General features: G+C 57.9%; 15 protein-coding genes and 1 tRNA gene. 9 read left to right on the plus strand and 7 right to left on the minus strand.

From position 1 onward, the window contains the following. Positions 1-88 precede the first annotated feature (88 nt). From pgsA to QZ869_RS06500, 3 genes are read left to right on the plus strand one after another with little or no spacing between them, the layout of a single operon-like run. Positions 89-676 (plus strand): CDP-diacylglycerol--glycerol-3-phosphate 3-phosphatidyltransferase, encoded by a 588-nt coding sequence (gene pgsA / locus QZ869_RS06490; RefSeq protein ID WP_296018134.1) that lies wholly within the window; start codon positions 89-91, stop codon positions 674-676. Then, the gene (gene moaD / locus QZ869_RS06495) at positions 676-930 is read left to right on the plus strand and encodes a molybdopterin converting factor subunit 1 (RefSeq protein WP_296039281.1); all 255 of its coding nucleotides are present in this window, start codon (positions 676-678) and stop codon (positions 928-930) included. The genes pgsA and moaD overlap by 1 nt, the downstream gene beginning before the upstream one ends. A 3-nt stretch (positions 931-933) precedes the next feature. Continuing rightward, positions 934-1,395 carry a molybdenum cofactor biosynthesis protein MoaE gene (locus QZ869_RS06500; protein ID WP_296103383.1) on the plus strand — a complete coding sequence of 154 codons (462 nt, stop codon included), beginning with the start codon at positions 934-936 and terminating at the stop codon, positions 1,393-1,395. A 111-nt stretch (positions 1,396-1,506) separates the two neighbouring features. On the opposite strand, the gene QZ869_RS06505 is transcribed toward QZ869_RS06500, so the two are convergent. Continuing rightward, positions 1,507-3,789, minus strand: coding sequence for a heavy metal translocating P-type ATPase (locus QZ869_RS06505; protein WP_296103385.1), 2,283 nt, complete (start codon positions 3,787-3,789; stop codon positions 1,507-1,509). 231 nt (positions 3,790-4,020) lie between these two features. On the opposite strand from QZ869_RS06505, the gene QZ869_RS06510 reads away from it, so the two are divergent. After that, entirely contained in the window at positions 4,021-4,905 is an 885-nt protein-coding gene (locus tag QZ869_RS06510) for a DMT family transporter (RefSeq protein WP_296020645.1), read from the plus strand. On the opposite strand, the gene QZ869_RS06515 is transcribed toward QZ869_RS06510, so the two are convergent. After that, positions 4,900-5,988, minus strand: a complete 1,089-nt coding sequence (locus QZ869_RS06515) for an ornithine cyclodeaminase (RefSeq protein WP_296103387.1) — start codon at positions 5,986-5,988, stop codon at positions 4,900-4,902. The genes QZ869_RS06510 and QZ869_RS06515 overlap by 6 nt on opposite strands. Positions 5,989-6,001: 13 nt before the next feature. After that, positions 6,002-6,922, minus strand: a complete 921-nt coding sequence (rocF, locus tag QZ869_RS06520) for an arginase (RefSeq protein ID WP_296103390.1) — start codon at positions 6,920-6,922, stop codon at positions 6,002-6,004. A gap of 132 nt (positions 6,923-7,054) precedes the next feature. Between rocF and QZ869_RS06525 the strand changes: the two genes are divergently transcribed. Together QZ869_RS06525 and QZ869_RS06530 are read left to right on the plus strand one after the other, a co-directional pair. After that, on the plus strand, positions 7,055-7,492 hold the full coding sequence (locus QZ869_RS06525; RefSeq protein WP_296103392.1) for an Lrp/AsnC family transcriptional regulator: 438 nt from the start codon (positions 7,055-7,057) through the stop codon (positions 7,490-7,492). 109 nt (positions 7,493-7,601) lie between these two features. Continuing rightward, a tRNA-Gln gene (locus QZ869_RS06530) sits at positions 7,602-7,675 on the plus strand. A 136-nt stretch (positions 7,676-7,811) separates the two neighbouring features. On the opposite strand, the gene QZ869_RS06535 is transcribed toward QZ869_RS06530, so the two are convergent. The 4 genes from QZ869_RS06535 to QZ869_RS06550 all read right to left on the minus strand — a co-directional run bounded on the left by QZ869_RS06535 (position 7,812) and on the right by QZ869_RS06550 (position 10,076). Further along, positions 7,812-8,258 (minus strand): hypothetical protein, encoded by a 447-nt coding sequence (locus QZ869_RS06535; RefSeq protein ID WP_296103395.1) that lies wholly within the window; start codon positions 8,256-8,258, stop codon positions 7,812-7,814. 28 nt (positions 8,259-8,286) lie between these two features. Next, on the minus strand, positions 8,287-8,430 hold the full coding sequence (locus QZ869_RS06540; RefSeq protein WP_296103398.1) for a hypothetical protein: 144 nt from the start codon (positions 8,428-8,430) through the stop codon (positions 8,287-8,289). Between the two features lie 249 nt (positions 8,431-8,679). Continuing rightward, positions 8,680-9,177 (minus strand): hypothetical protein, encoded by a 498-nt coding sequence (locus QZ869_RS06545; protein WP_296103400.1) that lies wholly within the window; start codon positions 9,175-9,177, stop codon positions 8,680-8,682. Between the two features lie 137 nt (positions 9,178-9,314). Further along, the gene (locus tag QZ869_RS06550) at positions 9,315-10,076 is read right to left on the minus strand and encodes an SDR family NAD(P)-dependent oxidoreductase (protein ID WP_296103402.1); all 762 of its coding nucleotides are present in this window, start codon (positions 10,074-10,076) and stop codon (positions 9,315-9,317) included. A 264-nt stretch (positions 10,077-10,340) separates the two neighbouring features. Between QZ869_RS06550 and QZ869_RS06555 the strand changes: the two genes are divergently transcribed. From QZ869_RS06555 to QZ869_RS06565, 3 genes are read left to right on the plus strand one after another with little or no spacing between them, the layout of a single operon-like run. Beyond that, positions 10,341-11,498 (plus strand): transporter substrate-binding domain-containing protein, encoded by a 1,158-nt coding sequence (locus tag QZ869_RS06555; protein WP_296039753.1) that lies wholly within the window; start codon positions 10,341-10,343, stop codon positions 11,496-11,498. Beyond that, complete coding sequence (locus QZ869_RS06560) at positions 11,495-12,148, plus strand: ANTAR domain-containing response regulator (protein ID WP_296103404.1); 654 nt, start codon at positions 11,495-11,497, stop codon at positions 12,146-12,148. The genes QZ869_RS06555 and QZ869_RS06560 overlap by 4 nt, the downstream gene beginning before the upstream one ends. 48 nt (positions 12,149-12,196) lie before the next feature. After that, positions 12,197-13,408, plus strand: coding sequence for an urea ABC transporter substrate-binding protein (locus QZ869_RS06565; protein WP_296039869.1), 1,212 nt, complete (start codon positions 12,197-12,199; stop codon positions 13,406-13,408). Positions 13,409-13,440 lie beyond the last annotated feature (32 nt).

Consider the following 13,440-nt stretch of genomic DNA (forward strand, 5'->3'; position numbering starts at 1 on the left):
CCGCCGCCCGCTAAAAAAACACAAAGAGGTGTTGACGCTTCCACCTCGGAGCGTCATCAACGCTTTGATATCGATAGACAGGTTTTCCATGGCTTCGCGTACCTACAACATCCCGAACCTTCTGACCTATGGCCGGATTCTGGCCGTACCGGTCATCGTTTTGTGTTTCTTCGTGGAAGGAAAACTTGAGAGTTCGGATTTTGCACGATGGACCGCGCTGTGGCTTTTCATCATCGCCTCCATCACCGATTTTCTTGATGGTTATCTGGCGCGTATCTGGAACCAGACGTCCAATATCGGCCGCATGCTGGACCCAATTGCCGACAAGTTGTTGATTGCCTCGATCCTGTTGCTTCTGGCGGCAGACGGAACCATTGCCGGCTGGTCGCTTTGGGCGGCGATCACCATCCTCTGCCGTGAAATCCTGGTGTCGGGACTCCGCGAATATCTCGCTGCGTTGAAGGTTTCGGTGCCTGTGACGCGCATCGCCAAATGGAAAACGACGATTCAGATGGTGGCTATCGCCTTCCTTCTAGCGGGCCCGGCAGGCGATACGATCCTGCCCCACACCACCGAAATCGGCATTGGCTTGCTGTGGATAGCCGCGGCGCTTACGATCTATACCGGCTACGATTACTTCAAGGCGGGGCTGCGCCACATCGTGGATGAAGAGTGATGACCCATGTCGTTTACTTTGCCTGGGTGCGTGAGAAGATAGGGAAGTCGGAAGAGGATATCGATATCCCCGCTGAGGTGAACACCGCGCGCGAGCTGATCCATTACCTGAAAAGCCTTGGCGAAGAATACGAAGCTGCGTTCGAATATCCGAATGTCATTCGTGTCGCGGTCAATCAGGAACATATCGAACATCACGAAAGCATTATCGGCGCGCGCGAAATCGGTATCTTCCCGCCCATGACGGGTGGCTGATCAATGGGTGTTACCCCGACCATCCGCGTGCAGGCCCAAGACTTCGACACCGCGGCGGAAGCCAAACTGCTCAGCAGCAACGACGCTGGGATCGGCGCCCTCGTTACCTTCACGGGTCTCTGCCGCGATGAAGGTGGCGCTCTATCTGCGCTGGAGCTGGAACATTATCCCGGCATGGCGGAAGCGGAAATGATGCGCATCGCCACGCTCGCCATAGAGCGCTTTGACCTTCGAGGACTGACCGTCATCCATCGCTATGGCAAGATCACCACCGGCGACAATATCGTCCTTGTCATCGCTGCCTCGTCCCACCGCCAAGCCGCCTTTGACGGCGCCAATTTCGTCATGGACTATCTGAAGACCGCCGCCCCCTTCTGGAAGAAGGAGCACGCGACGGATGGGACTGCGGGCACTTGGGTGTCGGCAAAAGACGCCGATGAGAGCGCCAAGGAAAAGTGGCGTTAAAGATCTCGCCCCCCCAAGTCTCATCACACCCCCCGGGTCATCACTTGGAACTGTCTCAGACTTCGCAGATGACAAGCCTGAGACGTGACTGCTGGCGGTTTGAGCTGCTCCCTACTTCGCCACCCTGAGCAAGCGTAGCGCATTCATCGTCACAAGCACCGTTGCGCCCGTATCTGCAAGGATTGCCGGCCACAGACCTGTGACGCCGATGATGGTGGTCACGAGGAAGACAGCCTTAAGACCGAGCGAGATCGCAATATTCTGATAGATGTTGCGCATCGTGCGTCTGGAAAGATCGATCATCCTCGCCACATCGCCAACTCGGCCATGCAGGATCGCTGCATCCGCTGTTTCCAGCGCCACATCCGTTCCGCCACCCATGGCGATGCCGACATCGGCAGCAGCAAGAGCGGGCGCATCATTGATGCCATCTCCAACCTTGCCGACAACAAAGCCCTGGCCCTTCAATTCACCGACGATACGCTGTTTGTCTTCCGGCAGAAGGTCAGCACGCACTTCGATGCCGAGCGCTTTGCCGATAGCACTTGCCGTGCGAGCATTATCGCCCGTCAGCATGACGACCTTGACGCCCGCATCCTCCAGCGCCTTCAGACCATCCGCGGCATCCGCACGTGGCTCATCGCGCATGGCGATTGCACCCGCAAGCTTGCCATCCACAATGAGCACCGACACTGTCTTGCCTTCATCATTGAGTGCCGTGATGGTGTTCTGGTGCGCGAGTGGAATATCGACCAGCGCGGATGCGGCTTTCGGCGATACAAGAAAGACCGAGTGTCCTTCCACGGTTGCCGAGACGCCCTTGCCGCCCAGCGCCTTGGCCTCACTCACGGACGGCACCACGATCTGGCTTACCGATGCCTTTTCCAAGATGGCAATCCCAAGCGGATGGCTGGAGCCCGTTTCGAGCGCGGCGGCCAGACGCAGGATCTCAATTTCTGACAACTCGAACGATACGATCTCCGTGACCTTAGGCTTGCCTTCCGTCAGCGTACCCGTCTTGTCGAGCGCCACCGCCGTCAAGCGGCCGAGCCCTTCCAGGACAGACCCGCCTTTCAACAACAAACCTCGGCGAGCGCCCGCCGAGAGCGAGGCGGCGATGGCGGCAGGGGTAGAGATAACCAGTGCGCAAGGGCAGCCGATCAGGAGAATAGCGAGCCCTTTATAGATCCACTCATCCCAATTCGCCCCCCAGAGAAGCGGCGGTGTAAGGGCCACAAGTGCTGCGACGGCCACGACGCCCGGCGTATAATATTTAGAGAAGCGATCGATGAAGCGTTCGGTTGGCGCTTTGCTTTCCTGCGCCTCCTCCACCAGCTTAACCACGCGTGCGATGGTGTTATCGGCAGCGGCTGCCGTGACACGGACCCGCAATACGGCATCGCCATTGACCGTTCCAGCGAACACGCTGTCATCGGCATTCTTTTGAACCGGTACGCTCTCACCCGTGACTGGAGCCTCGTTGATGGCGCTATCGCCAGACACGATGACACCGTCTGCCGATATGCGATCACCCGGACGAACGAGGATAATCGCGCCGATCTGCAGGCTTTCGGCTGGCACCTCATTGGTTTTGCCCGCCTCTTCCAGCAATGCAGTTTTCGGAACCAGAGCGGAGAGAGACTTGATGCTGTCACGAGCCTTTCCGGCTGCCACACCTTCCAGCAATTCGCCCACCAAAAAAAGGAAGACGACAGCCGCCGCCTCTTCCGTGGCGTTGATCGCCAGCGCGCCGACGGCAGCAATGGTCATCAGCATTTCAATAGAGAAAGGCGTGCCGGCAAGCGCTGCCATGACGGCTCGGCGCGCAATCGGCACCAAGCCAACCAGCATGGCTGCGGCGAAAGCATAAAGCTGGATGGGCGGCACAAGATGACCGATCACATAAGCCGTGACCAGCGAAGCACCCGCCAACAGCATTGCGCGGCCTTTCTTGCCCTTCCACCATGGGCCTTCGCTCGCCCCATGGTCGTGGCCATGCAATCCCTCTACAGCGGCGGCACGATCGATATGATCGTGCTTGCCATGTTCACGGCTATCGTGGTCGTGAACCTGACCGCAATGCGTATGATCCTCGTCATCCGCATGATCATGCGCATGACCGCCACAGCAGGCCTTATGACGATCCGGCGTTGTCATATTACCAGCTTGGCCTGCCACCAAGCGCTCTACAGAATAGCCAAGACCACGAACCTTCTTCCCGATGGCGTCAAGATCGCTCGTCTGATCGTGGCGAATGCTCATCGTTCCCGCGGTGACCGAAACCAAGACATCTTCCACGCCCTTCATCCGCCGAACGGCTGTATCGATCTTGCTCGCGCAAGATGCGCAATCCATGCCGCCGATCCGAAATCTGGTCTGTAAGTCAGTGCTCATCCGATGGGTCCCTTTCATGCTGCACACGTCTTACGACCTCTAGCCACTAGAGCTACAAGAGCAAAAATGAGATTTATGCGCAGCATTCGTTGCAGAGCGCGCCGCACATACAGGAGCGAGGGAACGGAAGAGATTCAATCGGACCTTTCCGCCCCGTCATTTTTCGTTAGATTGTTCGGTGATCAGACTATCGGCATGTCCTCCCTCCCGCCGATATGCCGAGAGAGAGCGATGCCCAGCCAATCCACCGGACTTCTTTACGCCCTTGGGGCATTCACAATATTTGCCGTGCAGGATGGCATTTCCAAACATCTCGGCCAGTACTATCCGCCCGTCTTCGTCGTGATGGTGCGATACTGGGCGTTTGCGGTCTTTGCCGTCATCCTCGCCGCACGCTCTCGCGACGGGCTGAAGGCGACCATGCAGTCCAAACGGCTTTGGTTGCAGATCAGCCGGGGTGTGCTGCTGGCCGCCCAGATCGTTCTTTCGATCTTTTCGTTCAAGCTGGTGGGCCTTGCCCACACCCATTCGATCTTTGCCTGCATTCCTCTGATCGTCGCGGCACTATCGGTGCCGATGTTGGGCGAAAAAGTGGGGTGGCGACGATGGTGTGCCATCCTCGTCGGCTTTGCCGGTGTTTTGATCATCATCAATCCCGGCGAAACCGGCATCGACCTGACGCTGCTCTTGACCTTTGTCGCCGCGTTCATGCTGGCGCTCTACAGTGTCCTGACCCGGCTTGCCAGCCGCGACGATACGTCGATGACCAGCTTCTTTTACACAGGCGTCGCCGGCGCGGTAGCGCTGACCTTCGTTGGCCCGTTCTATTGGGTCAATATGGCGCCGCATGACTGGCTTTGGATGCTTGCACTCTGTATCACTGGCATGAGCGGCCACTACTTGCTGATCCGAGCCTTCGAAGTGGCCAATGCGGCAACGGTGCAGCCCTTCTCCTACTATCAGCTTGTGCTGGTCTCCATCGTCGGCGTTACGATCTATGGCGAGGTGTTGACCGCCCATATGGTCGTCGGCGCCATCATCGTTATCGCAGCCGGTCTCTTCACCATCTGGCGCGAGCAACTCACCGCCAGAAAACGCCGACTTCAAGGACTATGACAGTGCGGCCTGCTTGTTCGTATCAGTGACGGACATCGCCGCTTCGCATCGAAGCAGCATGCCATAAAGATCGCGCGGCTCGTCCGGATCGGCGAGAAGGTCCAGTTCATCGAACAGGCCGGTTTCCATCAGTTTGGAGCGCACATAGCGCAGCGCTGAAAAGTCCTCGATGGCAAAGCCGACACTATCGAAAAGCGTGATCTGTCGCTCATCTGTGCGACCGGCAGTCCTGCCCGCCACAACCTGCCACAGTTCAACGACCGGATGATCCACGTCCAGTTGCTGGATTTCGCCCTCGATGCGAGTCTGCGGCGGATACTCGACGAAGATATCCGAGCGCAGCAGAATATCGCGGTGTAATTCCGTCTTGCCGGGACAATCGCCCCCAATTGCGTTGATGTGAACCCCCGGGCCGACCATATTATCCGTCAAGATCGTGGCATACTGCTTATCTGCGGTAACCGTGGTGATAATATCGGCGCCCTCGACAGCCTGCTCGGCACTGTCACAGATCGTGATCGAGAAGCCCAACCCGCGTAGATTGGCCTCGCATTTGCGGCTGGCATAGAGGTCGATGTCATAAAGTCGCAAATGATCTATACCGAGAATTGCCTTGAACGCGCGCGCCTGAAACTCGCTCTGTGCACCATTGCCGATGATGGCCATGGACCGCGCATCCGCTCTTGCCAGATGCCTTGCGGCAACCGCCGAGGTGGCAGCCGTTCTAAGCGCTGTCAGGATCGTCATCTCGGACAGGAGCATCGGGTAGCCGTTGCCGACATCGGAAAGAACGCCGAAAGCCGTAACCGTCTGGCGACCCTCACGGGCGTTCTTCGGATGGCCGTTCACATATTTGAAGCCGTAAAGCGTGCCATCACTCGTCGGCATAAGCTCGATCACGCCCTCGCGTGAGTGAGAGGCAACACGTGGTGTCTTGTCGAAGCTCTCCCACCGCAGAAAATCCTCTTCGATGACGTCCGCGAGTTCACGCAGGAAGGTATCGATACCCACTTTCAGCACCAGCCTCATCATATGGTCGACGCTGACGAAGGGAACGACGTTGAGTTTTGCCATAGCGGTCATGATCCTCTCCTCCTCACCCTGCACGCGTGGGCCGATCGAGAACACGCTTGCCCATCAGGCTTGCGGTCAAATCCACCATAAGGGTTGCGGTGCGCCCACGCTCATCCAGAAACGGGTTGAGCTCGACGAGATCGAGGCTGCTGACGAGACCACTATCGTGCAACATCTCCATCACCAGATGCGCCTCGCGGAAGGTCGCCCCGCCGGGCACCGTGGTGCCAACTGCTGGCGCAATCGACGGATCTAGAAAATCGACATCGAAGCTGACATGCAGCATCCCGTTGGCAGCCTCGACCCTGGCAAGGAAATCTCTGAGCAGGACCGCCACGCCATGCTCGTCGATCATGCGCATGTCATGCACTGTAACACCGGAATCCTTGAGCGCCGCGCGCTCGGCCGGATCGACGCTTCGAATTCCGATCATGCAGACATTGCCCGGATCGACGGGGTGTGTGAGCGGCGGGAAATACCCTTCAAAACCAGTTCTGCCGGTGTAATAGGCGACAGGTGTGCCATGCAGATTACCGCTACGTGTCGTTTCAAGCGTATGAAAATCGGTATGCGCATCCAGCCAAAGAACGAAGAGCGGACGTCCTTGCTCGGTAGACCGGCGCGATAGCCCGGCAACCGTGCCGGCAGAAAGCGCGTGGTCGCCGCCCAGGAAAATCGGCATGGCGTCCGCGCTTTCCCGATAGGCAGTTTCAATCAGCGTTTCGGTCCAGGCGACTGTTTCAGACAAATGATGTACGGCCGCGTTCGGATGCTGAAGATCGCGCAACGGTGCGGGCGCCACATTGCCAAGATCGGTAACATCATGCCCAAGCTCCTCAAGCGCGGCTTTCAAGCCAGCAATGCGCAAGGCGCTCGGTCCCATCTCGCATCCCAACTGCCCTGCACCAATCTGCAGAGGCACTCCGATCAACTTGCAGTTCATCGCTATCTCCAGCTTTCGAAACCTTGAGACATGACACCACATCAAGGTGGCAGAATGAACAGCACTGATTGGCAAATTTCTCCAATTGGCTTATCATTATGTTCAATGAACCTGCCATATAAGGCTATCCGTATGGATCATCTCGACGAAAAGCTCATCACCCTTCTGCGCCACAACGGCAGACGAAGTATATCGGACCTTGCGGTTGAAACCGGCGCTTCGCGCGCCACCATACGCGCCAGAATGGAAAAGCTGGAGCAAAACGGCGCGATCATCGGCTACACCGTGATCCTTCGGGCGGATGCAGTAGCGAATGCAGTAAGCGGCATTATGATGATAGAGATCGAGGGCCACGTCACCGACCGCGTCATCCGCGCCCTTGGCGGCATCTCAGAGGTTTCCGAAATCCATTCCACCAACGGGCGATGGGATCTGATCGTCGAACTGAGCGCGGCAACGCTAAGCGAATTCGACGCTGTGCTGCGCCGCATACGCCTTGTTCCCGGCATCACCGGCAGCGAGACCAGCCTGATCCTTTCGACACAAAGGTCCACGAAAGCAAGGCTTTGATACGGCCGAAGAATAAGCTTTGGGAAAAATGCATTTTTCGGCTTGCATAGCCAACCAAATCATCTATATGACGACCCACCAAACGAAAGCGCCCGGCGCTCTTCGAAGTTGGGGAATAGTTCAATGGTAGAACAGCGGACTCTGACTCCGTCGATCTTGGTTCGAATCCAGGTTCCCCAGCCAATTCTCCCTAAAAGCCCTTAATTCCTTGATTTTCCAGTCGTGCCGGATATCGTTTTGGCATCATTGGCGACCTGATGCCCAAAACTGGTGCCCAGAGGTGATGCCCACGCACGCTGCCGCGAATGCCGACAACCCGTCAGCGTTCGATCTGGACCACCTCGCTCGGTTTGGAGAGGAATTGACAAAAGAGGTGCAAGAAAGGTTGGCGGCTGCCCAAGCGCGGCAGAAACCGAAGATGACCCCTGACGAGCTTTTCCTCGCGCTCGCAAAGAGGGGCTTTGAGGAAGATGTGGTTGTTGGCACAGCCGCACTTCCGGTTGAGGAATACACTCGCGCCTTGAAGTCCCATGAGGACGAGGCGTTTTCGGATATAATCAACGGCCTGCGCCAATATCTCACCGTCGGCAATCCGAACGAATATCTCCATACCATCCTCGACAAGGCAGCGGTCGCCTTGCGCCAAATCGCGGGCGAAAGTGCCATCAATAAACGCCGCGCCATGCGCCTTGGGATCATCCAGCGTCTCGATGCGAGAGAACAAGCGGCAGCCCAAGCCAAGGTGGCGGCTGAGATTGCGGCGCAAGTCTCACATAGGCCGGAGATAATCAGCATCACCACAATCCCGGCGTCCGCCCCGTCAGATAGCCCGCCCCCGCCAGCAAAAGAGTCACGAGCACGGCGACAATCGCGAAACGGCCGTGAGCGCCAGCCTTAATGCCGAGGATTTCGAGGAAGAGAGAATCATTGGGTTCCATAGCCGGTCCTTTCACCAAAAGAATAAAGTGAAGAACATCGGGCTGCTTGCTGCGCAAAATATCATATCTTGGACGCGCCACAAGGGGTTATACCGAGTCGGCGCCGAGGCTGGTACAGGACTCGGCCCACCTGCACACTTGAAACTGCTGTCAAATTTATTTTCGAGTCTGCTAAGCCGTTTAAACTCTGAGCTTCAGAGGCACCTTCAGCGTCCGTTGTCCAGCGGCGCTACTCACCAGCGCGATTTGCTATAGCTCTTTTGCGGCAGCGTGAAAGTTCTTGCACAGGCAGAGGGGTCGGGATGGAGATTCTCTCGTGCAGTCAAGCGCATTTTTCAGCGCGGCGACATCATAGAGAACGCGCGTCACTTCGAGGAGATTCGCCCAAGAGCTGGAAAACGCCTCGAAGGCCTTCTGCGCGAACGCAAGACGACGACAAAACCAGATCGGTCCAATTGCCTCATGCTCTTCCGCGAAGAAGTCCGATGATTTGCCTCTATGATTGATATTGGGGCGCCAGCGGTCATCACGTGGCGATTGCCAGACGCCGTCTTTACCGCCAAAAGCGGATATTATTTCCGTTCCGCGCCCCATATTGACTGATGCCCAAAGCCAGGGCAAGAAGGTGGCATCCACGGTCGCTCGCGGCAGGAAAACAGAGGGAATTTCAAGGGCATTTCTATAAGCCTCTGAAATCATGTGAGAATCCAGGTCTCCCAGGCAGGCCAGTTTGGTCGGATTTTCCAATCCAAATCTGCGAACATCTCCCGCATAAAAAAGCGACGCCTTATCAATAACTTGCGCGATCGCGGCCGCTTTTATCTATGCGACCTGTCGTGTTCGCAGCAGGCTAGAATATTGGCTGGGGACCCACACTGATAGTATCAAAGCTGCACCCCGCGGGTGAGTGCGCCATCGACCACCAGGTTCGTGCCGTAGATGAAACTTGCCGCGGGACTGGCAAGAAACGCAACAGCATTGGCGATCTCCTGCGGCGTTGCCATGCGCCCTGTCGGGTTCAATGCCAGTGACGCGGCAAACAACTCCGGATTGTTCTTCTCGATAGTCTCCCACACACCGCCTGCGAAATAGGTATTGCCGGGAGACACCGTGTTGGCACGGATGCCCTTGGGCGCCAGCGAGTAGGCTAACCCTTGCGTGTAATGGGTCAGTGCGGCCTTGAAGGCACCATAGGGGCCGGCCGCGAAATCGATCTCCCGGCCCGAGACGGATGCAATCGTAACAATCGACGGTGCCTTGCTTTTTTCAAGATAGGGCATCGCCGCATTGATCAGCCTGACGGTGCCCATAATGTCCACGTCGAAGCCCTGCTTCCAGCTCTCCTCGTCATTGCCGATCGACAGCGCACTGACATTCGCGATGATGATATCTATGCCGCCAAAAAGAACGGCTGCCTGCCGCACCCAGGACGAGATGGCACGGCCGTCCGCGACATCGACGCAGCCACCCAGGGTAGCAATTCCTTTTTCCGAAAGACGCGCCGCGACAGTTTTTACCTCGTCGGCATTGCGGCTGCAGATCGCCACATCCGCCCCCTCCGAGGCCAGCGTTTCGGCAATCTTCAGCCCGATGCCACGCGTTCCACCCGTCACCACGGCCCGCAGGCCTTTCAAACCCAAATCCATCTGCTTCCCTTTTCTCGGCTGTCTCGCAGCGCCTATACGCGCATAGGATCCGCCCCTCTTTCGCAATGCGTCAAGACGGATTCGGCACACGAAAAAATTTGAAATGGGCTGCTTGACATAGCACCGGCAAACAGTCAGCTTAATTACGCGGCGCCAAGCAAAGATGCTTAAATTTGCGCCAAAACTGGGAAATCCGTCTCATTGCATGGCAACGGCGCCGCCTTCAGCGAAAGTTGAAAGGTCTAACATTGTGGCTGCCGGAACATGATCAGGGAATACCCCGTCGGACTGCTGTTTTCCACTACAGGCTCATACTCCACCGTTTGCAGATCGATGCTGAACGGCGCGAGGCTTGCCGTCGAACAGATCAACCAGGACCCGGACTTTGGCGTCAGGTTGATGCCGATCGAACGCAATCCCGGCTGCGATCTGGCGGCCTATGCCCCGGCGGTCGAAGAGATGATCGGCAAAGGGGTCAGGAACCTTGTCGGCTGCTACACATCGTCGAGCCGCAAGGAAGTCATTCCGGTCTTCGAAAAGCGCGACGCGCTTCTGTGGTACCCGACCCATTACGAAGGCTTCGAGAGTTCGGCCAACGTCATCTACACCGGTGCCGCACCGAACCACCACATGCTGCCGCTCGTCGATTATTTCACCCATCACATCGGGCGACGGGTGTTCTGCGTCGGATCCAACTATATCTGGGCCTGGGAAAGCAACCGCGTTCTGCGCGAGGAACTGGCGTTGCGGCGCGGCACCGTGGTCGGCGAGCGCTATCTCGCAGTAGGCGAGACGGATTTCGACAGCATCATCCAGTCGATCTTTACGGCGGATCCGGACATCGTCTTCAACTCGCTGATCGGCGAATCGGCCTACGCCTTCTTCCGCGCATTCCGCGCCGCCTGCAAGAAGCGCGGCATCGATCAGGCCGGACGTTACCCGGTGGCCAGCTGCAACCTGTCCGAACCGGAGCTGGAGAGCATCGGTCCGGATGCGGTGGCTGGCCATCTCAGTTCCAGCGTCTACTTTGCCTCGATCGATACGCGCGAAAACCGTCGCTTTGTCGACAGATACAACGCCGCCTTTGCCAACGAGAAGGTCCCGTCCGCTGAGGCGGAAGCCGCCTACACGGCCGTCATTCTGCTGGCACAGTCGCTTCGCGAGGCAGGCAGCGATTGCCTTCAGAGCGTCAAGTCCTGCGCTGCGCGGCAACGTTTCACGGCACCGCAGGGAGACGTTGCGATCGACCCTGCCACATTCCATGCGTATCTGACGCCGCGCATCGGGCGCTCCAGGCAGGATGGCCAGTTCGATATCGTCTACGATGCAGGGTGCCCCGTCGCACCCGATCCATACCTGATCAACTCCACATCCACGCTTGAGGCTGCGTCACGCCGCCCTACCCTGAGGATCGTGTCATGAGCTCCAACCGCTACGTACAGAATTTTCGCCAACGCCGAGCGCTTCTTCTGAGCAACGATCAGCGGGCAACGGAGACCCTGTCGACAATGATGACACGGCTCGGCATGGCATTCGAGCCACTGTCACCGGCACATGGCGAGTTCCGGACCATGCTGAAAGCCGCGGATTCACAGCGCGACGTGCTGTTCCTCGATGGTGATCTCAATCTTTTTCCGGAGATGGGCCAGGGCACGGAAACTGATCTGCCGCAGATCCCGGTCATCGGTCTGGTCGGCATCGAGGCGCCAAGTCGCTTGCGCACCCTGATGCAGTGCGGCTCGACCGCCTTCCTGTCCAAGCCTGTCCACAGCGGCTCGATCTTTTCCGCGCTCTACCTGGCCATCAACACATTCGAGCAGAAGGTAGATCTGCGCCTGTCGATCCAGGAGCTCGAAAGGCGCCGACGGTATCGCCGATACGTCGTCAAGGCGGTGACGATGGTCATGAAAACTCATTCCCTCGACGATGAGGGAGCGTTCGCCGTGCTCCGGAAGGAGAGCATGCGCGCACGTCTCAGCCTGGAAGCCTATTGTGTAGGCGTCGTCCAACGAAGCACGGCGCAAACCATTGACGACAAGGAACCTGACAAGAAGCAGGCCGTCGCCGACTAGCCACCCACCTCCATGGAGAACAGAATGATGAAGACGCTTAACGGCGCCATGACGGCGCTTGGCATGATTTTGCTTTGCTCCAGTGCGGCGAACGCCCAGGAGCCGATAAAACTCGGCGTACTCGAAGACCAGTCCGGCGACTTTGCTGCCGCCACGATCGGCAAGGTCCACGGCATCGAGCTGGCAGCCGAAGAGATCAACGCAGCGGGCGGCATTGCCGGCCGACCTTTGGAACTGGTGATCTACGACACCCAGTCCGACAACACACGCTATCAGGAATTCATGCGCCGCGTGCTTCAGCGCGATAAGGTGGACGCGGTCTTCGCCGGTTTCTCATCCGCCTCCCGCGAGGCCTACCGGCCGATCGTCAACCAGTTCGATGCGCTTGCCTTCTACAACAACCAGTATGAAGGCGGTGTCTGCGACGCCAACATGATTGTCACCGGCGCAGTCCCGGAACAGCAATTTTCGACCCTTCTGCCCTACATGATGGAGACCTACGGCAAGAAGGTCTACACCATCGCCGCCGACTACAATTTCGGCCAGATCTCGGCCGAATGGGTGCGCAACATCGTCAAGGAAAATGGCGGGGAAATGGTCGGCGAGGAATTCATCCCGCTCGGCGTCTCGCAGTTCTCGCAGACCATCCAGAACATCCAGGCCGCCAAGCCGGACTTCATCGTGACGCTTCTGGTCGGCACCGCCCAAGCCTCCTATTACGAGCAGGCGGCCGCCGCGAACGTGAACCTGCCGATGGGGTCGTCCGTCAATGTCGGCCAGGGTTACGAGCATAAGCGCTTCAAGCCGCCGAGCCTCGCCAACATGTATGCCACGGTCAATTGGATCGAGGAGGTCGATAACCCAGCATCGAAGGCCTTCGTCGAGAAGTGGCACAAGAAGTTCCCGAACGAGCCCTATATCAACCAGGAAGCGGAAAACTCTTATCTCGCCCTCCAGCTTTACAAGCAGATGGTCGAGCGGGCCGGCGGATCGACCAAGAAGGACGACCTGCGCAAGGTCATCGCCCAGGGTGACGTCTGCTACGACGCGCCGGAAGGCAAGGTCTGCCTTGACCCGAAGAGCCAGCACATGTCGCACACGATCTACCTGGCCAAGGTCAATCACGACCACTCGATCAGCTTCCCCAAGGTCTGGAACGACATCAAGCCCTACTGGCTGGGTGAGGCAGGCTGCGATCTGACGAAGAACGATCCAAGCGCACAGTATACCCCGTCCAGCCCGCCGCCGGCTGCAAACTAATCCTCATGCGGCCGGGCTCGGTCCGGCCGCAT

Origin of the sequence: uncultured Agrobacterium sp. (assembly GCF_913777885.1) — a bacterium.
Lineage (GTDB): Bacteria > Pseudomonadota > Alphaproteobacteria > Rhizobiales > Rhizobiaceae > Agrobacterium.